The organism is Neobacillus mesonae (assembly GCF_023715155.1).
Lineage (GTDB): Bacteria > Bacillota > Bacilli > Bacillales > Cytobacillaceae > Neobacillus > Neobacillus mesonae_A.
Window position 1 is genome coordinate 1 of sequence record NZ_JAMBNQ010000019.1, and the last position, 23,572, is coordinate 23,572.

The 23,572-nt window shown below is 38.2% G+C and carries 19 protein-coding genes and 1 pseudogene; 14 read left to right on the forward strand and 6 right to left on the reverse strand.

What is annotated here, in order from left to right; translation table 11 throughout:
- Nucleotides 1–560 precede the first annotated feature (560 nt).
- The 4 genes from M3183_RS15570 to M3183_RS15585 all read right to left on the reverse strand — a co-directional run bounded on the left by M3183_RS15570 (nt 561) and on the right by M3183_RS15585 (nt 2,618).
- A complete protein-coding gene (locus M3183_RS15570; RefSeq protein WP_251471196.1) occupies nt 561–1,019 on the reverse strand; it encodes a hypothetical protein in 459 nt (152 codons plus the stop codon).
- A 5-nt stretch (nt 1,020–1,024) separates the two neighbouring features.
- Nucleotides 1,025–1,813 (reverse strand): hypothetical protein, encoded by a 789-nt coding sequence (locus tag M3183_RS15575; protein WP_251471078.1) that lies wholly within the window; start codon nt 1,811–1,813, stop codon nt 1,025–1,027.
- Nucleotides 1,814–1,989: 176 nt separating this feature from the next.
- Nucleotides 1,990–2,412 carry a hypothetical protein gene (locus M3183_RS15580; RefSeq protein ID WP_251471079.1) on the reverse strand — a complete coding sequence of 141 codons (423 nt, stop codon included), beginning with the start codon at nt 2,410–2,412 and terminating at the stop codon, nt 1,990–1,992.
- Nucleotides 2,409–2,618, reverse strand: coding sequence for a helix-turn-helix transcriptional regulator (locus tag M3183_RS15585; protein WP_251471080.1), 210 nt, complete (start codon nt 2,616–2,618; stop codon nt 2,409–2,411). The genes M3183_RS15580 and M3183_RS15585 overlap by 4 nt, the downstream gene beginning before the upstream one ends.
- Nucleotides 2,619–2,810: 192 nt before the next feature.
- Here M3183_RS15585 and M3183_RS15590 point away from each other — a divergent pair.
- From M3183_RS15590 to M3183_RS15600, 3 genes and pseudogenes are all read left to right on the forward strand, one after another.
- Nucleotides 2,811–3,434 (forward strand): annotated as a pseudogene (locus M3183_RS15590) (4-hydroxyphenylacetate 3-hydroxylase C-terminal domain-containing protein); the annotation flags it as partial.
- 1,220 nt (nt 3,435–4,654) lie between these two features.
- Nucleotides 4,655–5,491, forward strand: a complete 837-nt coding sequence (locus M3183_RS15595) for a hypothetical protein (RefSeq protein WP_251471081.1) — start codon at nt 4,655–4,657, stop codon at nt 5,489–5,491.
- 1,038 nt (nt 5,492–6,529) lie between these two features.
- A complete protein-coding gene (locus tag M3183_RS15600) occupies nt 6,530–6,958 on the forward strand; it encodes a DUF2383 domain-containing protein (RefSeq protein WP_251471083.1) in 429 nt (142 codons plus the stop codon).
- A gap of 274 nt (nt 6,959–7,232) precedes the next feature.
- Here the strand turns inward: M3183_RS15600 and M3183_RS15605 are convergent, their stop codons facing one another.
- Nucleotides 7,233–8,498, reverse strand: coding sequence for an MFS transporter (locus M3183_RS15605; RefSeq protein WP_251471085.1), 1,266 nt, complete (start codon nt 8,496–8,498; stop codon nt 7,233–7,235).
- Nucleotides 8,499–8,974: 476 nt separating this feature from the next.
- Between M3183_RS15605 and M3183_RS15610 the strand changes: the two genes are divergently transcribed.
- The 8 genes from M3183_RS15610 (at nt 8,975) to M3183_RS15645 (ending at nt 17,808) form a co-directional block, all read left to right on the forward strand.
- Nucleotides 8,975–10,777 carry a sensor histidine kinase gene (locus M3183_RS15610; RefSeq protein ID WP_251471086.1) on the forward strand — a complete coding sequence of 601 codons (1,803 nt, stop codon included), beginning with the start codon at nt 8,975–8,977 and terminating at the stop codon, nt 10,775–10,777.
- A complete protein-coding gene (locus M3183_RS15615; protein WP_251471087.1) occupies nt 10,714–11,448 on the forward strand; it encodes a LytR/AlgR family response regulator transcription factor in 735 nt (244 codons plus the stop codon). Before M3183_RS15610 ends, M3183_RS15615 begins: the two co-directional genes overlap by 64 nt.
- Nucleotides 11,449–11,613: 165 nt before the next feature.
- Nucleotides 11,614–13,065, forward strand: coding sequence for a carbon starvation CstA family protein (locus tag M3183_RS15620; RefSeq protein ID WP_251471088.1), 1,452 nt, complete (start codon nt 11,614–11,616; stop codon nt 13,063–13,065).
- A gap of 1 nt (nt 13,066) precedes the next feature.
- On the forward strand, nt 13,067–13,219 hold the full coding sequence (locus tag M3183_RS15625; RefSeq protein WP_251471089.1) for a hypothetical protein: 153 nt from the start codon (nt 13,067–13,069) through the stop codon (nt 13,217–13,219).
- A 97-nt stretch (nt 13,220–13,316) separates the two neighbouring features.
- A complete protein-coding gene (locus tag M3183_RS15630; RefSeq protein WP_251471090.1) occupies nt 13,317–14,009 on the forward strand; it encodes a response regulator transcription factor in 693 nt (230 codons plus the stop codon).
- Nucleotides 14,006–15,010 (forward strand): sensor histidine kinase, encoded by a 1,005-nt coding sequence (locus tag M3183_RS15635; RefSeq protein WP_251471091.1) that lies wholly within the window; start codon nt 14,006–14,008, stop codon nt 15,008–15,010. Before M3183_RS15630 ends, M3183_RS15635 begins: the two co-directional genes overlap by 4 nt.
- A gap of 100 nt (nt 15,011–15,110) precedes the next feature.
- A complete protein-coding gene (locus M3183_RS15640) occupies nt 15,111–15,872 on the forward strand; it encodes an ABC transporter ATP-binding protein (RefSeq protein ID WP_251471092.1) in 762 nt (253 codons plus the stop codon).
- Nucleotides 15,862–17,808 carry an FtsX-like permease family protein gene (locus M3183_RS15645; protein WP_251471093.1) on the forward strand — a complete coding sequence of 649 codons (1,947 nt, stop codon included), beginning with the start codon at nt 15,862–15,864 and terminating at the stop codon, nt 17,806–17,808. The genes M3183_RS15640 and M3183_RS15645 overlap by 11 nt, the downstream gene beginning before the upstream one ends.
- A gap of 170 nt (nt 17,809–17,978) precedes the next feature.
- On the opposite strand, the gene M3183_RS15650 is transcribed toward M3183_RS15645, so the two are convergent.
- The gene (locus M3183_RS15650) at nt 17,979–19,973 is read right to left on the reverse strand and encodes an acetoacetate--CoA ligase (RefSeq protein WP_251471095.1); all 1,995 of its coding nucleotides are present in this window, start codon (nt 19,971–19,973) and stop codon (nt 17,979–17,981) included.
- 230 nt (nt 19,974–20,203) lie between these two features.
- Here M3183_RS15650 and M3183_RS15655 point away from each other — a divergent pair, with 230 nt between their 5' ends.
- Genes M3183_RS15655 through M3183_RS15665 form a run of 3 tightly spaced genes read left to right on the forward strand, consistent with a single transcriptional unit; the run spans nt 20,204 to nt 23,519 of the window.
- The gene (locus M3183_RS15655) at nt 20,204–21,268 is read left to right on the forward strand and encodes a glycosyltransferase (RefSeq protein WP_251471096.1); all 1,065 of its coding nucleotides are present in this window, start codon (nt 20,204–20,206) and stop codon (nt 21,266–21,268) included.
- The gene (locus tag M3183_RS15660) at nt 21,265–22,515 is read left to right on the forward strand and encodes a hypothetical protein (RefSeq protein WP_251471097.1); all 1,251 of its coding nucleotides are present in this window, start codon (nt 21,265–21,267) and stop codon (nt 22,513–22,515) included. The genes M3183_RS15655 and M3183_RS15660 overlap by 4 nt, the downstream gene beginning before the upstream one ends.
- Complete coding sequence (locus M3183_RS15665) at nt 22,512–23,519, forward strand: NAD-dependent epimerase (protein WP_251471197.1); 1,008 nt, start codon at nt 22,512–22,514, stop codon at nt 23,517–23,519. Before M3183_RS15660 ends, M3183_RS15665 begins: the two co-directional genes overlap by 4 nt.
- Nucleotides 23,520–23,572 lie beyond the last annotated feature (53 nt).

Consider the following 23,572-nt stretch of genomic DNA (forward strand, 5'->3'; position numbering starts at 1 on the left):
GTAAACAGTTTTTTACTCATAATTCTCCGTCTCCATGTATATCTCTATGTTGTTCTTTAAATTATACAAAAAATACCCTATAGAAAGAGCACTTTTTTAAAGTGTCTATACTATAGGGTACATTTTATCCAGAGTGGCTTTTTTTGTTTTCATTAAAACCCTTTTGTTGAATAAGAAAAAGTGCTGCTGCTTGAACCCCTTTTCTGCTCTTGTTTCCTTTTACATAACTGAGATCCATTCATTATGCTCTTGAATATGAAAGAACGTATTACCGATGATGAATTAATACCTTGTTGCTATTCATGTAGTATTATAATTAATGAAAACACTAGGTCTTTCAAGAAGGAAGATTGCATTGCACGTTACTCCAAACCATTATTTAAGCCAACTAAACCTCTACTAAAACCATAATGACCAATTGGCATAAGTGCTGGTCCACCCTCGATAAGTTTTGCCCCAGCAATCCTCTTAAAGTAAATCTACCCGATCGTTTAAGTACAAACTTTTACAATTGTTATTTTTTTAGGAATGTGTGTAATGTTCAACAAAAATTATTTCAATCATTTTACTTTAGCTACTCCTAATGCAAAATGGCTCCATAGTATATCTTCTACTAATTCAGCTTGTGATTCTTCACAATCCACAATTAAGATTACCTCAGAATGTTTTCCTTTTAAAACTCTTTTCTTTTTCTTTATCACCAACTCCATAAAAAGCCGAATAGCAAATCCAAGAACAAATCCAACAAACGCACTTATCAGCCCCCAATAAATTGGTCCCCAGGCTAATTTAAACCCAATACTTGCTCCAATAACGGAAAATGCAGTAGCTAGACCCATCCCAATATCAATCAGGCTTGTTCCGTCTGAGCGATGAAGGGTGTCAAGAATTTTACTTTCTTCGGCTCTATTATCCAGAGGAACAGCAAATATGCTATTTTTTTTAATCCCCTTTTTTTCTAAAGTTGAAATGGCCATTTCTAAAAATCCGCTGGTTTCAAATGTTGAAAATAGCTGCACATCTATCACTTCACTTTTTTCCCTTTTAGTATTTTGAACCCCTTCGATTGATAATGCTCACTTAAATGATTCCTAATCTCTTTTTCGAAAAGTTTGTTATTTTCTACGGTATTGATATAAGAATCATACGCTGCAAACCCATAGTGTGAAGGAATAAAAAGAAGCCATTCTGGCTTTAAAACCGAGGTTGCTTCCTTTACTTTTCCTAAAAGTAAAAGTACAACAGCTTCTTGAACATGAGAATAATAATAAAATACTACTAACCATATGATGACAAAGAAAGCAGTTAATATCCTATGTATATAAAGCTGCCCCAGCCCAGGGATAAACAACGACCACATAACGGAAAGCATGGGATTTCGCTTATCTAAGTAGTTAATCTCAAACGCTCCTAATGAAAATGAACTAAAACGGTGCTCCTCCCGCTCGGCTAAAAGATAGACCTTATTCATATCTACTGTAGTCCGGTAACTGTCCCAAATACCGAAAAGGTAAACAGGAATATACATTAGTAGCCATCTAGTGTCTAATACCTCTTTTGCCATGTCAATATTCCCCTGAAAGGAATAGATCATGGATGAATTAACATGGGCTTTAACATTTACAACTACTTCCCAAATAAATAAGGCATATCCTCTAAAATATTTGGATAATAGCATATGACCAAATCCAGGAAAGGCTGCGGACCACCATGCAATAATATAAGGATTTCTTAAATGCAATTGGGTTGTTCCTAAAATACTGACATGGGCTTTATATCTTCTGGCAGTATTATCATTTGTATAGTTGTTCATTTAATCCACCTTTAGGAATTATTAATACTATATTTCCAATAGTGGGTTATATTTATCCTGACCTGTTCATGCTAACCTTTATTAGTCCAATAAGAAAAAAGCATCTTCATTTATTGTAGAAATGCCCCCATTAGTATAAGTACATTTATTCACAATGATAAAAGAAGGTTGTAAGATTACCTACTTTTAATGATAAGAGAACTTATCCCTACAATCCAAATATACGCAAAGAAAAAAATCCATAGATAAAGAATTGAAATCGACTCGTTTCCTAAAAGGGTGAACACTGCTAAAGCAATAAATAAAATAGCCAAAGTAATATGTGATGCAAATGCAAAAAAACGGAAAATATTATGAATGACTCGTTCATCTGCTTCAGGTAAGTTATCTTTTTTACTTTTTTGTTTAATCACTTGAATTACTGTCAGAATGATAGTTGCTACCAAACCACCTGTAAGCACTTCATACGGAAATTCACCTTGAAAAAAATAAGCAAGAGATGAACCCAGTACAGTACCTATAAAGGTACAAATAATAGCAAAGAACGGTGTCCATTTTTCTAAAACCCTTTTCCATTTCTTTCTGTTTTTTACACTCATTTAGCATCCTCCTCTAAAATAAATATCTCATCAATTGGCATATCAAAATATGTAATTATTTTTAATGCTAATTCCAGACTAGGATTATACTTGTTATTTTCAATCGCATTCATAGTTTGACGAGTAACTTGTAGGTCCTCAGCCATTTTAATTTGAGATATCCCCTTTTTTTTACGGATTTCTCTAATATGGTTAATCACCGTCATTAATCAGCCCTCATTTAACGTAAAGATATCTTTACAAATATTTTAACAAAGGACCGCACGAATGTAAAGATATCTTTACGTTCGTGCGGCTCCTACATTTCAATTTTTAGTTATTTATATATCTATAATTTAACTCCTCGATTATTTCTCTTCACTTCTTGTTGAACCTGCATCGTTACTTTAAGCGAAGGATTTTACATTCCCTTTAAATTTTTATCTGAAACAAAAACCTACTCCAAATATTTAGCCTTTTCCCCGTTTTGGAGACAAATTGTAAAAACCGAATTTATTCTTGGAGTGGCTGAACTACTTGTCGACACGATTAATGTTAGGGAATATCAACATATGCAAGAGAAACTGTCCGAAATCATCATTGGTATTGAAACCATGAAAGCACTCTTAGAAAAGGCAGAAAATGATGCTGAATTAGATCAATGGGGATATATGCGTCCAAATATGATCCCATTACAAGTCGCCAGTAACATTTTTCCAAAAATTTATCCCCGTTTCAGCGAAATTATACAGATCATTGGTGCAAGCGGAATGATTTCTTTACCAGCAGAAAACGCCTTTGATTCTGAAATTAGACCAGAGCTCGACCAATATCTTCAAACAGATGGTATGAATGCTTTGGACCGTGTGAAACAATTTCGTTTGGCATGGGATCTTACAATGAGTTCCTCCGGTACGAGGCAAACCCAGTATGAAAGATACTTTTTTGGTGATCCTGTTCGCTTATCCAGTAACTTATACAAAAACTATCAAAAGGATCAACATGTAGAAGATATTATCAAATTTTTAAATCAAAAAAATTAAGGGTATGAACAAATTGTCATTTTTTGCAGTATCCTTCAGCCATAAATCAAAAACTTCTCCATACCCAACAAGAAACAGGCGTTTCTACTATTGCAGAACCACGCCTGTTTCACAGAAGTTTCTGTTCCTTTTTATTTGAACGGCAAGTTTATTAGCAAATTTTAATAAGGGTAGTAGTGGTGGTGGTACGGATAGTGCGGGTAATACGGGTAGTGGTTATGGTAGTAGGGGTAGTGTCGGTTTCGAATCTAAAGCACCAATTATTTCATTATATCCATTAATCATACAAACAGTCATACTCCTCATTTCATTTTACATTAGAGCATATGCATATTTGGGATAAATTCCTGGGTATTCGTCCTGATTCTTAAAATATTATATAACAAATGCGGATAGGGTAATTATTTAAGCTAACCTGGGGCTACTAGGAATACATCCAATCCAAGCTTTGATCTGAGCATAAACTGGTTATATGTCTAATTTCATTAAGGAGTGAACCTCGAATTATGGTTTATACAACAAATGTCACCCTATGCTCAGAATCCCTTGGGTCTTCAACATTGTTTGTATCGTTTCACGTATATGCGGCTTAGAAACGGAGATAATTTCTGGTTTTATTTGACGAATGTCGGGGAATCAAGAGTTTATGGCTTTAGGTTTTTCGGAGGAAGATGGAATCATTATTCGGTTGCTTTAAGAGATATTATTTCCGCCCATTGTTCTCCCCCGAGTCCAACTCTATATTAAAACACTGCTCCTGACCTTCGAAATTGTATCGTTCAGTCTTACTTTAGAAGTTTTACATTCGGATTGTTTTGGTCAACTTTAAGCCAAAACACATCTTTTTCACTGCCATTTGCTATGCCCCTGTAATTTATGGCTTCCAATTATTCATAACTCATAAAAAATCCAGTAAGTAAGACTGGATTTTTTTCGTCGTATTTTGGGTCAAATAAAATATTTAATAACAACTTCTTTTTGAAGTAAACTGCATCGTTAGCACAACAAGAAAAAGAGACCGCCGCAGCGATTCCATCTTAAGCTCTTGCCCCAGTTAGTTCAATAAAAAGCGGATCGCTGCAATAACACAACTTTTTTAAAAAACCCTGCTGCCAGACCTCAGTAAAGGACAAAGGCGTAAATTTAGCGTTGGTTTTTAAATTATTTTCCTTTAAATGAACAATAATAAAACTAAATGTCAAAAAGTAAAATGGTGGAAAATGAGAAAAACGAAAAATCTTTTCAATATGAACTCCATTCCTTTTTTGTTGTTAGCAGTCATTCACTTAGGTATTTTTATTATATTGTTAAAACATAAGAAACCTAAGGATATGTGGATGTTACTTTTTTCAAATATAGGTTTCGCTTTTTTATTTGAGTACCCGACCCTCAACTTATTTCATGGTTATAGATACAAACCGTCCATTATGAAAAAGCCTATTTTTGATTCAATCTTAGGAGCTATCTTCTCTCAAGCGTTTTATGTACCAATTACTGCTGCTTTTTTAAGCTTAAACAACAAAAATTGGAAATGGAAATTCAGTTTCAGCTTTTTTTATTATTGTGTTGAGAAATTATTTTTACAATTAAATATCTATAAAGTAAGTTGGTGGAAGCCTATATATACACTCGTTTTATTGAATGTATATTTTTTTGTTAGTGATGGGTTTTATAAGGCGATTTCAAATAAAAGAAGATGGGCAATGGGAATTGCTCATTACTTGGCGATTGAAGTAGTTTGGATTACTTTAATGTATGTTTCTGCAATGAAAGGTTTTATTCGGTTTGGGCGTGGATATATCCATACGTGGACTGAACATTTTAAAATAATACCTGTATACAGTTTGATTCTCTCTTTTATCGCCGCCATAACTTCATCAAAGGATGGATTGTTTTATAGGGTACTGCTCCCATTTATACATATTATAATGGATATAACCTTGGTAAAAATGGAGATTTTAAAAGTGAAGATTAAACCATTTTTAGTTACTGGTCCAAGATACTTACTAATGACATTTATTTCAAGATTCTTTTATAAAACCATTTACAAAAAATAAAGTAACTGTTATATTTCGATATCACATTATTTAATAAATTTCTTTAATTCGTTTTCCATACTATCTTCCATTCATAATTAATTCATTAAGATTCTATTGCCGTTATCCTTCTTCAGCTAAACTTAAGGTTAGTATAGTGCTCAAAAAAAGGTGTTAATTATTCTTCGATTAACACCCCTGCTGTATAATATTTACAATTTTGATGGACTATCAACACTACAGACCTCTTGTTTGATTAAAAAAATTCAACAGGTATTGGAATTCATGTTTTTAATGGATGCTAGAAGAACCCCTTCACCAAAACATAAGATTTCATTCACGTTATTCGAACTCTTCAGTAAATTACTTTTTCAATTCCATCTGTTAAAAAATCTCGCATGTGGATGAGATGGATTTCATTCGTGGCCTTGAATTACAAATTACCCTAACAGCATTCATTTGTTTTGGGGACGTGAAGGTTGTGGAGTCTGTGGAGGTTTCGGCAATTCTACAGGAACTCCGCTACATCCTCCGCCACATCGAAATCCACATCGCAGTCCAAATCTGCTAGGTATTTTATTTTGTTGGCTATGTTGAACCATAGGAATAGGAGCATCTATCCGGTACTCGTCCATTTCTAGCATTTGTAATTCATTTTGAAAAGTTTTCATATTAATACCACCCTCCCCTGTTTTCGAACTAAAGACATATATTAAGAGGTAATAAGAACCCATAAGTTACCGTTTGTCCTCTATTCAATATATTATGTTTAGTTTTAAAATATTGTTACGGAAGGAATTGACTATTTTCCATTTAGACCCGCGAGTTAAATACCTTTCGTTCCCATCTTTATATGAAGAATTTCTTTAAGAATCCATTAAAATCAATTTTATTTCGAGGAAGTTTATCCTCAAAGCTATTCATTTTATCTCCTTCAGAATTAAGAATTTACTTTTTAAACAAATGCACCCGTTCGTATAAGCTGCCGTTTGTTTAAGTTAATACTCCGGATAATCCCAGCAAAAAATATCATAATAATGAAAAAAGGAATGTGAGTTTATGACAAATGAGACTGTTATCGAGGAATTAAACACATTATTAAGAGGTACATATATGGGAATACATGGGTTTGAACAATATATTCAAAAGTTAAACCATCCTGATTTAAAAAGAAGCTTTCAACAAATTCAGCAAGAGCAAAAGCAAAATGCCCAAAAAATAGCAGAACAAATTCAGAATTTGGGAGGAGTTCCAGCAGACGATGAAGGGATCTCTGGTTCAATGATTAACTTTATGCATAAAATGATGGTCCCTGATAATGAAAGAAGAATCATTGAGGAAGCTATAGAGGGTTTGGACAAATATGGAGTCCATTATTCAGCGGAGCTTGTTAAAGGTGATTTGGATCCAAACAGTAAACAAATTGCCGATGAAACAATTAATGACAGTCGAAGACATGCTGAACAGTTAAGGCAATTAATGCATTAAAAAATCAAGATACAAAAGACCTTCAGCCTTGTTGATGGTCTTATTTTATTTTTTGGAGATTTAGAAAAAAATTTAACAAAGCCTATGAAAAAATGTTGTCGCAGCATCAAGAGTTTACTCATAGTAAGTAATTTAGTTATTTATAAACAAACCCTAATTAATCTTTCGTTCTATGATAATGAATGAAAAACTCCATAAAAAAATGGAGTAAAGACAACCATCCTTACTCCAATACTTAATAGATCTTCGAAACTTGTCAAAACTTTTTTTATGCTTATACCGTCTGTTTCACCTTTACCTCCTGTCGTTTTTCTATAATAAGCATTCCGCCAATTAATCCTAGCAAGGTGAAAGCTGCTGGGATGATAAATCCGTAATGATATCCGATCATACTTGGTGCTCCTTGGAAATGATCTAATATTTTTCCAAATAGGCTTGGCAGTAAAACAGCACTTAGGAATCCCCCGGTGTTGGCAAACCCTGAAACAACACCGACCTCTTCAATCGGAAAAGATTGACGTACAACCGCAAAAGTCAGTGCACTTGCCCCGTTCCCATATCCAATCAGAAAGAAAAGAATGACGAGTAAGGAAAATGGAGGCTTTCCATTACATACTAAAAATGTGGCCCAGCTGATAAAAATAATAATATGAGCCACCACGTAGGGCCGTTTAATAGAATGTAATCTTCCAGAAATCCAACCGGTAAGCGGTGCGCCGATAATTGCCCCAAGCAGCCCAATCATGATGAGCTGACTCGCATGGGACCGGGTCATTCCGAATACTTCCATTCCATATGGCACTGCCCAGGTTCCAATAAACCCAACATATGTACCAACAGCACCAAAGTGACAAAAGAAAGTTGCCCATGCCTGGCGGTTGGTTGTAATCCTGCGTAATAATGCAAAGGTATTTTCTTTCTTTTTAACAGCTTTTACTTTCGGTTTCGATTCGGTAATTCCCTTGTCTTGAGGAATTTTTACCAGAACAAAATATAGCATGATGCCGGCAATACATAAGACAACCCCTGTAATTAAAAATGGAGCCCTCCACCCAGCAATAGAAATCCATTTTGAGAAAGGAACCGTCGCAAGTAAAAAGCCAAAGCTCCCAGCCATTCCGGCAAATCCAATTAACTTGACAAATTCATTCGCTTTAAACCAGATACTTAAAATTAGGACAAGATTGACCCAAATCGTAGCATCCCCCATCCCTACGAGAAATCTGGCAATAAGTAAAACATATTCGTTTGCTGCAATACTATAAATTAAGGTTCCCACACCGTTAAGCAATGTACCTATTATGAGAAAAAAATTAGGACCATATCGATCAGACAGGATCCCAATAGGTATTTGCAAACATGAATAAGCTAAAAACTGAATACTTGTAATTAACCCAATCATCGAGGCTGTCATATTGAAATCTTTCATTAATTGATTAGAAATTAATCCAGGTGCCGTTCTTTGTGTCACAATAATAAGGTATGCAAACAGCACACTTACCAACACGACCCACCGGTATTTGCTATTTTGTTTATTCACTCTTCACTACTCCTGATCTCTTTTTATACTTTTCATATTATACTCCATATTTTCTCCTTGGGAATGGCTTTATCAAATGTAGACGTTTACTTCAAAAAGAAATTTAAGGCAAGTGAGCGCGCCAATCAGCGCGTAGCCTTTTCCTATTAGAGGATAACCCTTTTTAATTAGCGGATAACTCCTTCCTATTAGCGCATAACCCTGCTATTAGCACATACCCTTTCCTATTAGCGTATAACCCTGCTATTAGCACATACCCTTTCCTATTAGCGCATAACCCTGCTATTAGCGCATACCCTTCCTATTAGCGCATAACCCTGCTATTAGCGCATACCCTTCCTATTGCGGATAATATCACCCTCTCCTATTAGCACATAACGCCCGAAATGGACGGCACACCCTCAATTTACGCTTTTTCAAAAAACTGCTAAAATAGTAGATAGAGAAAATGCTTACATAAAAATGGGGGTGCAGGGATGCTGGAATTGCTGGTTACAATGGTGGAGCGGCTTGGTATTTTGGTGACAATTGCTTTGGTATTAACACGACTTCCTTTTTTTAGAAGTATGATTTATCAAAATCAACTGAATCGCAAACAGCAAATAACCGCTATTTTATTCTTTGGTTTTTTCGGCATTATCGGCACATACTCCGGGCTGACTCTTAATACAGACAGCCTTCAATTTAACAAATGGAACTCTGGACTTACCGGTAATGAAGCTATCGCCAATTCCCGAGTCATCGGAGTTGTATTAGCTGGACTTCTGGGCGGCTATCGTGTTGGGATTGGAGCGGGGCTGGTTGCTGGTATTCACCGATTTACGCTCGGAGGCTTTACTGCCCTGTCCTGCGGTACGGCGACCATTATTTCCGGTATTCTGGCAGGACTGTTTTACCGGAAAGATAAGCATGTGAAATTAAGCTCTGCTTTTTTCATCGGTGCCGTAGCAGAAACATTACAAATGCTCATTATTTTGCTGATTTCCCGCCCGTTTGAAAAGTCCTGGGCACTGGTTGAAATCATTGGTATGCCGATGATACTTGCAAACGGACTAGGCTCTGCTTTATTTCTATTAATTATTAAGTCTGTCATTAATGAAGAGGAAAAAGCAGGAGCCATCCAAGCACAAAAAACACTGCTGATTATGCAGAAAACACTTGCTCACCTTAGAAATGGGCTTACTGCGGATTCTGCTAATGCCGTATGCGAGATTATTCATAAAGAAATTAATACAAGTGCTGTTGCGATTACTAACACTTCGGAAATTTTGGCCCATATAGGTGTTGGGGATGATCACCACTGCACGGGCAGTCCGATTCAAACACAAGCTACATGGGGCGTCATCCAAAATGGGAAAATGACCGTAGCTGACCAGGAAGCTATCCATTGTCAGAAAAAAGGATGCAAGCTGGGGGCATCGGTGATTGCACCATTAAAACAGCGGGACAAAACAATAGGAACACTCAAATTCTATTTCCGCTCTGAGAAGGAAATCACTCCTGTTATTATGGAACTAATGACTGGACTGAGTTCGCTTCTCAGCAACCAGCTGGAAATGGCAGATTCAGATAAAGCCTATCAGCTTGCAAAAGAAGCTGAAATCAAAGCGCTGCAAGCACAAATAAGTCCTCACTTTCTATTTAACACATTAAATACCATTCTTTCTTTAATTCGGGTTAATCCGGCTAAGGCACGGAAATTGCTCGTCAATCTGTCACATTTTTTACGTCAAAATTTATCGGTGACAACGCAGAATCTTACGACACTAGATCAGGAATTAAAGCAGGTAAAAGCTTATCTTGCCATTGAAGAAGCGAGATTTATTGACAAGTTAACGGTCATTTATGACATTGAGAAACAAGCATTACTGCAAAGCATACCTCCTCTCACCTTGCAGCCAATCGTGGAAAATGCGATAAAACATGGCATGAAAGATAAGGAACGCGGTGGTATGATTCAAATAACGGTCTTCACACAAAATCATGAGGCCTATATTAGTGTAAAGGATAACGGTCATGGAATGAGCGAAGAACGGCTGGAACAAATTTGTAAAGCACCGATTTCTTCTGATATCGGCAGCGGTGTAGCCCTTTACAATGTAAACCGAAGACTGACAAGTATGTATGGCAGTCAAGCAGCATTAAAAATTAAAAGCGAACTTGAAAAAGGAACGGAAATTTCTTTTTCTTTTCCTTTTATGGAGGTGAATGAGCCATGGAACCAACCTTTATCCGAGCAATCATTGTCGACGATGAACCGTACAGCAGGGACGAATTAAGACATTTATTAGGCTGCTTCCCTTCCATTCAAATTGTGGATGAGGCAGAAACAGGCGAATCCGCGGTGATGAAGACGATACAGCAGCAGCCTGATGTTGTCTTCCTTGATGTAGAAATGCCAAAAATGAATGGAATGATGGCTGCCAAAGCCCTAATGGAGCTAAAAAAAGCCCCTTTAGTCGTTTTTACCACAGCCTACCCGCAATTTGCCGTCGAAGCCTTCCGCTATGACGCCGTTGATTATTTGCTTAAACCTTATGATGAGGATCAATTAAAAGAAACCATCGAGCGGATTGAAAAGAAATTTATCATGAAAAAGGAAGCGGATCCTGGTAAATCAACTGGTAAACTTGCAGTAGAATCAGATGGTGAAATCTATTATCTTGAACCAAAGGATCTTCTTTATATTGTCAGAGATGACAAATTAACAAAACTGATAACAAAAAATGGAGTATATGAGACGAAAACCCCCTTGAAAGACCTTGAAAGCCGGCTCGTTGACTTCGGTTTTTTCCGGATTCACAAAAGCTTTCTAGTAAACTTGGAACATGTCACCCGCCTCTCTCCCTGGTTCAATGGTGCCTATCAATTACAGATAGATGGAAGAGAGGAAATGTTATCGGTCAGTAGAAATTATGTGAAGGCCTTAAGGACAAAACTGGAAATATGATGTACTATAACACTATTTTAATTTTTTGCATTTTAATCCTGTTATAGTACATCATAACCCTCGATTTCTACCTTTTAATCTTAAAACACACCGTAAGGCTTCTAACTTTTTTATAATAGTAAATGTAACCGCATTCATTTCTTTATAAAAAAAGGGGGAAGAAAAATGTATACATTCCTTGCAGGTATTGTCCTTCTCATCATTGGTTATTTCACATACGGAAAATTTGTAGAAAAAATCTTCGGAGTAAAAGAAGAACGAGCCACTCCGGCCTATGTCAATAATGATGGAATTGACTATGTGCCAATGAGTACTTCTAAAAACTCATTAATTCAGCTGTTGAATATTGCCGGCACAGGACCGGTATTTGGTCCGATTATGGGTGCGCTTTATGGCCCGGTTGCTTTCATCTGGATTGTGGTCGGCTGTATTTTTGCCGGAGCTGTTCATGATTATTTAACAGGTATGATTTCCATCCGCAACAAAGGTGCTCATCTTCCTGAATTGGCAAGCAAATTTTTAGGGAAAATCATGAAGCATGTTGTCAACGCTTTTGCTGTTCTGCTTTTATTATTGGTTGGCACCGTGTTTGTAACCACACCGGCTGCCCTATTAAATGTTTTAATGGATGGAAAATTGGCCCTTGGCATTATCATCGGTGTTATTTTCATTTACTATCTTTTAGCAACACTTCTGCCGGTGGATAAAATCATCGGGCGTCTTTATCCCTATTTCGGTGCTTTACTTGTCATAAGCTCTATTGGTGTTGGAATTGGACTAATTGCAACTGGTGCAGACATTCCTGAACTTTCATTGAAAAATTTCCACCCAGATCATGCACCAATTTTCCCATTATTATTCTTTACTATTACATGCGGCGCGTTGTCTGGCTTCCATGCAACCCAAACACCTATTATCTCTCGTACAACGCAAAAGGAAAAACAAGGTCGTAAAATTTTCTATGGCATGATGATTGCAGAAGGAATTATTGCGATGATTTGGGCTGCTGCGGCCATGAGTTTATTCGATGGTTATAATGGCTTGAATGAAATTCTTGCTGCTGGCGGACCTGGTGCGATTGTGAGTGAAGTTTCTGTCAAAATGATGGGGGCAATCGGCGGAACAATTGCTGTTCTGGGTGTTGTTGTCCTGCCAATCACATCTGGCGATACAGCTTTCCGCAGTGCCCGTATGATTATTGCTGAATACTTGAACATCGCTCAAAGAAAATTATCCAGCCGTCTTTGGATTGCAGTTCCATTATTCGCCGTTTCTATTGTTTTAACACAAATCGACTTTAACCTTTTATGGAGATATTTCAGCTGGGCAAACCAAGCAACAGCCGTCATTGCCCTGTTTGTTGGCGCGATGTATTTATACATTGCCAGAAAGAATTACTGGATTTCGCTGGTCCCTGGTTCCTTTATGCTGGTAATGGTAATTACGTACATCCTGAATGCAAAAATCGGCTTCAATCTGCCAATGAATATTTCCTGGATTGGCGGTTTCGTCGGATCTGCTATTTTAATCGGATTATTCTTCCGGGCGGCAGCGAAGGCTCGTGCCAACAACCTTCCACTGGAAGAAGATATTTCAGACTGGAAAGAGATCGCCTAATATGGGATGCTGCAGTCCAGAATATCGTAAAGTTGTGAATGAACAAGAATCAAAGATAAATCAAAAAGAAAAGGAAACAATTCCTCCACTAGCGAAGATTGTCATTGTGATCATAACAGCAGGAGCGATTGCAGCCACAGCTTTTCTCAGATAGCAAAAAAGTGCACGCGGTGTATGCGTGTACTTTTTTTGTCTAGAATAAGGTAAATTTTTCCGGTACAATAGTTGAAGGAAAGTGTGGTGTATTTCATTTGTTTAAACTTTTATTAATTGAGGACGATACAACCCTATTTCAAGAAATGAAAGACCGTTTAACCGGATGGTCCTATGATGTTTACGGCATTTCTGATTTCGGCCAGGTTCTGCAGGAATATACAACCCTCAAACCTGATTTGGTCCTCATCGATATCCAGCTTCCGAAGTTTGATGGTTTTCATTGGTGCCGGATGATCCGCTCACACTCCAATGTTCCTATTTTATTTTTATCATCTCGGGACCACCCTTCTGATATGGTCATGTCGATGCAGCTTGGGGCGGATGATTTTATCCAGAAGCCCTTTCATTTTGATGTGCTGATTGCCAAAATCCAGGCGATTCTAAGACGTGTTTATAATTACAATACAGAACAGATTGAGTTGAAAACCTGGTGTGGTGCTGCCGTCGATTATCAAAAAAACACCGTCACAAATGAGACTGGCACGGTGGAATTGACTAAAAATGAAATGTTCATTTTAAGACAATTAATTGAGCAGAAAAATAAAATTGTCAGCCGCGAAGCCTTAATCAAAAGCTTATGGGATGATGAACGTTTTGTCAGCGATAATACCTTAACTGTTAATGTCAATCGAACGCGGAAAAAACTTGATGTACTTGGTCTTGGCCGGTTTATTGAAACAAAGGTTGGACAAGGGTATATGGCCGTTGAAGAGGCGGAAACATTATGATAAAAAAATTTCTCATGGAACGCAGGAGCTGGATTATCCTGTTTCTATTTCTTCAGCTGTTAACCATTTTTATTGGTTTCCTTGATGCGGCCATCCCTTTTCCTCCCCTGCTCTATATTGTGTTTTTATCATTTGTCATCTTTAGTGGTTTTCTAGTGATCCGATATCATAAGGAAACGAAATTTTATAAAAGTCTTGAGGAATGGGATAATAATCTGGATTTAATAGAGATAGCGGATGCCTTGTCTCCTTTTGAAAAAATGATTGAAACAAGTGTGATTCAGCAAACGGAACGGCTGCAGCAGGAAGCTGCCCAAAATCGTACTGCATTGGAGCAGGAAAAAGATGAATTGTTGTCATGGATTCATGAGGTGAAAACACCGTTATCAGCGATGAAGTTAATAATTCATGATCTGGATGATGCGAACATAAAGACAAAATTAAACTATGAGTGGCTGCGGATTCATCATTTGCTAGATCAGCAGCTCCATCAAAAACGTATTCCCTTTATGGAAAATGATTTATACATCGAAGAAACTGATCTAAAGGCTCTCATTTTTAAAGAAATAAAAGATTTGCAGTCTTGGTGTTTTCAAAAAGGGATTGGTTTCGAGATTGATTTAGCTGTACCCCATGTGCTGACAGATGGAAAATGGCTGTCATTTATTATCAGACAGCTGTTAACGAATGCGGTAAAATACAGCGAGGAATCCGATATTTTTATCAATAGCTTTGATTGTGACGGTCAAACGATGCTGAAAATTAAAGATTTTGGCCGTGGAATTGATCCAAAAGACATGCCGCGAATTTTTGATAAAGGCTTCACGTCCACAATTGTACATCAAGACAATGCGGCAACAGGCATGGGCTTGTACTTAGCTAAAAAAGCTGCACAACCGCTTTTAATCAAGATTGAGGTGCAATCCAAGCTTGGTGAAGGAACTACCGTCAGCTTAACGTTTCCAAAACAAAATGATTTTGTACATATTACCGGCATGTGACAAAAATGTCACATGCTTTTATAAATTGTTCGCTCATTCGCAGGAAGATAAACCCACACCCCGCTATACTAAAGCTATCGAAATAAGGAGTGTGTCGAAAATGACCATATTAGAAGCAACGAAAATCTATAAAACCTATGGAAATAAATTTAATAAACAGGAGGTCTTAAAAGGTCTTGACTTAAGCATTGAAAAAGGAGAATTTGTCAGTATCATGGGGGCATCCGGATCCGGAAAAACGACTTTGCTAAATGTCCTTTCCTCCATTGATAAGGTAAGCCAAGGCTCCATTCAAATTGAGGGAAAAGAAATAACCCGAATGAAGGAAAAGCAGCTCGCAGAATTTCGCAAAACCCATTTGGGATTTATTTTTCAAGAATATAATTTATTGGATACTCTCACGGTGAAGGAAAATATCCTTCTTCCGCTGACAATTACGAACATGTCAAAAAAAGATGCCGAGCAAAGATTTACGGAAGCCGCCCAAGATTTGGGGATTTATGAAATTAAAGATAAGTATCCTAATGAAATTTCCGGCGGGCAAAAGCAGCGGACATCTGCTGCACGGGCATTTATTCATCAACCAAGTATTATTTTCGCCGATGAACCTACGGGTGCGCTGGATTCTAAATCCGCCTCCGACCTGTTAAATAAATTAAGTCAATTAAACCAAAAGCATCATGCGACGATTATCATGGTTACACATGATCCCGTTGCGGCGAGCTTCAGCAGCAGAGTCATTTTCATTAAGGACGGCCAAATATATACCCAGTTAAACAAGGGGGAAGAACCGCGGCAGACATTCTTCAAAGATGTGATGAAAACACAGGGTGTCTTAGGGGGCGTACAATATGAGCATTAAGCAGCTTATTTTTCGAAATTTGAAAAAGAACTTAAAAAACTATTATCTTTATGTATTTGCCTTAATTTTTAGTGTGTCGCTATATTTTGCATTTGTTACCTTACAATATGACCCTGCTCTGGATAAGGCAGAAAGTTCAATGAAAGGTGCCGCGGGAATTCGGACCGCCTCCATCCTGCTTGTTGCTATTGTCTCCATCTTTTTGCTGTATGCCAATACTATCTTTATCAAACGCCGCGGCAAAGAAATTGGCCTATTCCAGTTGATTGGGATGACCAAAAGCAGAATCTTTCGCATTTTAAGTGCAGAAAACTTTATACTATATTTTGGTTCTTTACTAATTGGAATATTGATTGGATTTTCCGTTTCAAAATTAATGATTATGATTCTATTTAAGGTCACCCAGATCAACGCTATTGCGACTCTGCATTTTTCATCACATGCCTTCATCCAAACCTTAATTGTCTTTGCTGTGATTTACTTATTCATCATGTTGATGAATTATATTTTTATCAAAAGGCAGAGTATTTTAGCGTTATTTAGAGTCCTTTCGACTGCCGAATTAAGCGTAAAGAAAACGTCTGTTTGGGAAATCATAATAGGCTCCGCCGGCATCGTCTTGATTCTTTCAGGATACTATGTTTCTTCAAAATTGTTCAGCGGTGATTTTACCACAATGAAGGACCTTTTCCTTGCCATGATCTTTATTCTTGTATCCGTGATCATCGGCACTTATCTGTTTTATAAAGGCTCCGTCAGTTTTATTTTTAATATCATTCGAAAAAGGAAAAATGGGTATTTAACGATTCATGAAGTTTTATCCCTTTCTTCTATCATGTTCCGAATGAAATCAAATGCAATGCTGTTGACCATTATTACTACGGTATCAGCGCTAGCCATTGGCTTATTATCGCTGAGTTATATCTCTTACTATTCCGCAGAACAAGGAGCGAAAAATAATGTAGCAGGTGATTTTTCCTTTACGAATGAAACAGATGCTGCTCGGTTCACAAAATCACTAACTGCAGAGGGCATTGATTTCCATGAAAGAAAAATAGAAGTTTTACAGGCAGAGGCCAATATAAAGAATATATTAGATGCCAATTTCGAGGAATTACAATTAGACCCGAAAAAAATGAATATTCCAGTCATCAGCGAAGAGGCTGTTAAAAATATCAATGTACCTCCAGGCGAAACGGTATTTGCCGGGTACAGTGACCTGCTGCAAAAATTTATGGCATTTAAGGATTCTGGTAAAATTGAAATAAAGAGTAAATCGCAGGCTATTCCCCTCACCTATTTAGGGTTAAGAAAGGAATTTGTGATTTCAGGATATTTTACAAACGGCGGACAGCCGGCTGCTATCGTTGATCAATCTGATTACGAACGGCTGCAAAAAGATGTCGACCCGGAGATTCAAAAGAAATCTTCCTTGTTTATTGGTATTGATTTGAAAAAACAAGCCCAGTTAGAAAAAGCGAATCAGCTTTTTCAGAATTTGCATTTTACTGACAGAGATATGGCTGAATCAAGGCTTGAAATTAGCAATAGACAGAAACAGCTTATGGGTCTAGTTATGTTTATTGTTGGCTTTTTAGGCTTAACCTTCCTAGTTACTTCTGGCTGTATCCTATATTTTAAACAAATGGGTGAAAGTGAAGAGGAAAAGCCAAATTATACGATTTTACGAAAGCTTGGCTTCACGCAGTGGGACTTGTTAAAGGGAATCCGCGGTAAGCAGCTCTTTAGTTTCGGGATTCCATTAGCGGTTGGTTTAGCCCATAGTTATTTTGCGGTCCAATCTGGCTGGTTCCTATTTGGAACAGAAGTTTGGGCACCGATGATTATTGTCATGGTTTTATATGCTGCCCTATACTCCATTTTTGGCATACTTTCCGTGCTTTATTATAAAAAGATTATCCGCGAAGCACTTTAATTTGCTAACTGCTGATAAATTGGCATTATTGCAGATATTTTATTAAAAACGGCAGATATAGTTAAAAATCTGAAGATATACCGCCAAAAATGACAGATTTATCACCGAAAACAGCAGATATAGTTTCTAAAAAACGGCCGCCAAACATCAATTGGCGGCCGTCCCTCTACTTATTCCAGTCCTTCATCCATCCTCTGTTTAAATTCAACAAAAAATTCAATTGATGCCGGGTTTGCCAATGATCCCAAATTTACCGCTTTCTCCACAGGCGTTCCCATCAGGATTTTTTTAATCGGAACTTCCAGCTTTTTACCGTTTAATGTTTTAGGAAGCTCTTCAATAGGAAAAATTCCATTTGGCACATGCCGCGGTGAACAGTTTTGCCGGATCACTTGATTAATCCGTGTTTTCACATCATCGTTTAATACCGCACCCTCTTTTAGGACTATAAACAATGGCATATAAGATTTTTCGCTGGAGACTGGAATATCTACGACTAAACTATCAACTACTTCTGGAATCCTTTCTAGTGCACTGTAAATCTCACTCGTTCCCATGCGGATTCCGCCGCGGTTAATCGTCGCATCCGAGCGGCCATAAATAACTGCTGATCCGCGCGAAGTAATTTTAATAAAATCACCATGACGCCAGACGTCAGGATATACATCAAAATAACTGTCCAGGTAACGTTCCCCTTTTTCATCATTCCAAAAATAGATGGGCATGGACGGCATTGGTTCTGTAATAACCAGTTCGCCAATCTCATCGATTCGTTCTTCCCCATGTTCATCAAATGCCCTTACCGCAGCACCCAGGGCACGTGCCTGCAATTCTCCTGCATAGACTGGCAGCAATGGTGACCCACCGACAAATGCTGTACATAGGTCAGTTCCTCCGCTTGTGGAGAAAAGCCATAGATCTTCTTTCACTTCCTCATATACCCATTCAAAACCGCTCACAGGGAGTGGTGATCCAGTTGAACCAAGGCTTTTTAATGAAGAAAGATCAAATTGCTCTTTCGGTTTCACACCAGCTTTCATGCAGGCTGTTATAAAGCTTGCACTTGTACCAAAAACCGTCATCTTGGTTGATTCAGCAAATTTCCATAATGTTTCAGCATTCGGATAGCCTGGATTCCCGTCATATAACAGTATCGTCGAGCCTGCCAGCAGTCCGCTGACAACCACGTTCCACATCATCCAGCCTGTTGTGGTATACCAGAAAAAGCGGTCCTCTGGTTTTAAATCATTTTGCAAGCCGCCCAATTTCAAGTGCTCCAGTAAAATGCCTCCCTGGCTTTGTACAATTGCTTTCGGCTTTCCAGTCGTGCCTGAAGAATACAAAATCCAGAGCGGGTGCTCAAATGGCACAGCCTCGAACCTTAGTACTGCATCTTCATTTTCTTCCAATGCCTCATCCCACAATACCGCATCTGTTAAACCGTTTACATTTGGATGCTGATTCAAATATGGGATGATAATAGTTTTTTCCAGTGTCGGAAGTTCTTCCTGGATTTTTGCGACCAGTTCAAGCCTGTCAAAATTCTTTCCTCCATAACGATAACCGTCTACAGCAAATAACACTTTCGGTTCAATTTGTTTGAATCTGTCAATCACGCTCATAATGCCAAACTCAGGAGCACAGCTGGACCATACAGCACCAATGCTGGCACATGCCAAAAAAGCGGTAATGGTTTCATGAATATTGGAAACATAAGCGGCAACCCGGTCTCCCGGGCCGACTCCCAGTGATTTTAAGTATGCGGCAATCGCAGCTGTCTTCTTTTTTAATTCATACCAGGAAATTTCCCCTTGCGGCCGGACTTCTGTTTTATACATAATGGCGGCTTTGTCACCGGCATTATGGCGGAATACATGTTCAGCATAATTTAATTCAGCCCCCTTGAACCACTTTGCACCCGGCATGCGGTTATTGACTAATACTGCATCATAAGGGGTTTTCGCCTGGACATCATAGAAATGCCAAACGGCTGACCAAAAGCCTTCAACACTGGTCACTGACCATTGCCATAGTTCGTCATAGGTTTCAAAATGAAGTCCCCTTGTCTCTTCCAGCCATCTCATAAATTTTTTTAAATTTGATTTAGATTGCAATTCCTGGGAAGGCTCCCACAACAGTTTGCCCTCAACTTTATCTACTGTCATTCCTAGTCATCCCCATCCCTGAATTGTTTTTATTTTTAAAATTTTCCTATTACCTAGCATATACGATTTACGTTTCCTATTTTCCTTCTTGACTATAAAAATATTTTGGACGAATATAGATTTTCTTGATAAAACAACACATTTTCATTTCCGTTTCGTCCATTCCATGTGGGGAAACCAGCATATTTTAATAAGAACGAAGGAGGAAAATAAGTTAGGAGGACATTCTTTTGGACACTGTTATGCATTTAAACTTAAGAGCAGATCCCACCCAATATATCCCCCAAATCCGTAATGTTCCTGGGTATGATTATATTCATCTTGTACGGCATCCGAAATATATGACGGATCTTTCTCTTTTGAATGAAAAGGTTTATTACCTTAGCGAAATATACTCACCAAAGGAATTTGTGAAGGAAAACCATGTCACTCTATTACATGCACACCATGGTCAATTAGGCGTTCTGCTGATGCCGTTTCAAGAAAAAACCAAACTGCCTCTTGCCACCAGTATCCGCGGCCGGGACGCCACGATGGCTAATCAGCCGGCAGGCTTTTTGGAAGGCATGAAAATGCTTTTTACACAAGGGCAGGTCTTTTTCCCGGTTTGTCAGTATTTAGCGGACCGCATCAATCTGTGGGGCTGTCCCCATGATAAAATCAGGATTCTATATGGCGGTGTCGACCTGAGTCAGTACCATTACCGAAAACCAAAACAAACTGAATCCCAGAACATTTTATCTGTCGGCAGATTAGTAGAAAAAAAAGGGCACCACATTCTGATGAAGGCCTTCCAAAAAATTAAAAATAAATTCCCTCATGCCACCTTGACCATTATTGGCAGGGGTGAATTAGAAGAAAACTTGCGTTCGCTTGCCTCCAAGCTTCAATTAGGGGATTCTTTCCGTCTGCTCCACCACCTTCCAAAGGAAAAAGTGCGTGAACATATGGCTACCGCAGATCTATTCTGTGCGGCGAGTATTGTTGCCTCCAATGGGGACGTTGAAGGAATTCCAAACACGTTAAAGGAAGCGATGGCGCTTGGCGTGCCAGTTATCTCCACGACCCATGCCGGGATACCGGAATTAGTCACCCATGAGGAAAATGGATTTTTAGTACGGGAAAACGATGCAGATGAACTTGCACTTGCCCTCGATTATATGCTGTCAAATCCGGAAAAATGGGAAGGCTATACCATCAGCGCCAGACAAAAGATAGAGCATCTTTTTGACCAAGAAAAACAGCTTCTGAAGCAGGCTGAATTTTACGATGAGCTGTTAGGAGGAGAAGGATGAGAAAAGCATTTTACGGAAATGGAAAAGGGATGAGAAAAGACAAACAAGGGAACAGAATGACGGCCAGCCCCTACCGCTTCATCAGCGTAACAAAGGAAGAAAAAGAATTAGTGATTTATAACCCCACTGAATATCCCCTTATTGGGCAGGGAGCTCATGCAGCCGTATTTAAGCTTTCTGAAGATCGATGTGTAAAAATTTATGCTGATGCTGAACAGGCTGCAATGGAAGCAGAGGCACTTAAAGCCGGGCAGCATTTATCTTTTTTTCCTAGATTATATGAATCTGGTGAAAACTATGTCGTGATGGAATACATCCAAGCACCAACCTTAAAAGAATACCTCAAGAATTCCACCTATATCCCTGCTTCTATCGTAAAAAACATGCTTGGCATTTTAAAGAAGTTAAAAAAAGCCGAATTTACGATGCTTGATTTTCCGTTAAGACATATCTTTGTCCTTGAAAATGAAGAACTCAAACTCATTGATTATGTGTATGCTTTCAAACGAGAACACCCTGTGCCTATTAAATTATTAAAAGATTTAAATACCATTTTCTTGAGAGACCAATTTTTATTGCAGGTGAAAAGACTGGAACCGGAAATATATCGCGAATGGGAGAAATATTTCAAGCAAAACAGATTTGATTATCGAAACCTTACTGCTGAGCCCGGCAGTGATGGTGAAGCAGTGAAAGTGAATGACGCCGATCTCCATTCTCTTATTGGAAAGGGACACCAGGGGGCTGTATTTCGTGTTTCCGAACATCAGTGCATCAAAATTTATGGAAGGCCCAGACATGCCGAGCAGGAAAGCAAGGTCCTCCTTAAAGGAAAAAAATTACCCTTTATCCCGAAAGTCTATCAAACTGGAGACAACTTTGTTCTAATGGAATTTTTGGCGGGCCCTGATTTAAATTCGTTTTTAAAAAAACAGCAGCAATTATCAGAGGATGTCACCAGACAGCTGCTGGCCATCTTAACTTTGATGAAGAAATCAGGATTTAAACTGATTGATGCTCCATTAAGGCATACCATCATCACAAAAGACGGTTTTAAATTAGTAGACCACGTCTATTCTTTCGTACGGGACCAGGAACGACCGTTAGAATTATTTCGCAATCTTCATGAGAGAGGTTTTTTAAATACTTTTCTCGAGCAAGTAAAAGTGATGGATAAAGAAACTTATAAAGAATGGACAAAAAATCCGATTCCAGTCGATAAGGAAGGAACGGTATGGATACGATGAATATTTTAGTAACGGGAGCTGCAGGTTTTATTGGTTTCCATTTGTCAAAACAGCTGCTAACTCAAGGTTTTCGAGTGATTGGTATTGATAATCTTAATGATTACTACGATGTCCGCCTTAAAAAGGAAAGGCTGCGTATTCTGGAGCAATACCCCCTTTTTCAATTTGAATTGATTGACCTTGTGGATCGAGAGAAATTAAATCGTTTATTTGCTGATAATCCGGTTGATATGGTGGTCCATCTGGCGGCTCAAGCGGGCGTGCGCTATAGTCTTGAGGATCCCCATTCCTATGTACAATCCAATTTGGTTGGGTTTATGAATGTGTTAGAAGCATGCAGGAATGTTGAAATTAAACATTTGATTTACGCCTCCTCCAGTTCAGTTTACGGAGCAAATCAGAACACCCCCTACTCAACAAAGGATTCTGTCGATCATCCCATCAATATCTATGCAGCCACAAAAAAAGCTAACGAGCTAATGGCGCACAGCTACAGTCATTTGTATAAGCTGCCAACCACCGGCCTTCGTTTTTTTACCGTCTATGGTCCTTGGGGACGTCCGGACATGGCCTATTATACCTTTACAAAAAATATCATCGAAGGCAAACCAATCAAATTGTTTAATAATGGAGACATGAAAAGAGACTTTACGTATATTGATGATATTGTTGAAGGAATCACCCGCTTGTTAAAATGTCCTCCTTCACCGGGACCTTCTTTAATAGATAACCAAAGTTCAACGAATGCCCCTTATAAAATCTATAATATTGGCAGTCATAAACCGGAAAAATTAATTCATTTTATTCAGGTGCTGGAGAATTTAATTGGTAAAAAAGCCATTATTGAGTCCTATCCCATGCAGCCTGGCGATATGAAAGTAACCTATGCAGATATTGAAGACTTACATGCCGATACAGGCTTTTTTCCGACCACTACGATTGAAGAAGGGCTGTCTCAATTTGTCAATTGGTATTGGGAATGGAGAAAGTCCACGACGATTTAACATGCTGAATTTCTTAGGAAAAATGAAACCTATGATTCTCACAGATTATACTC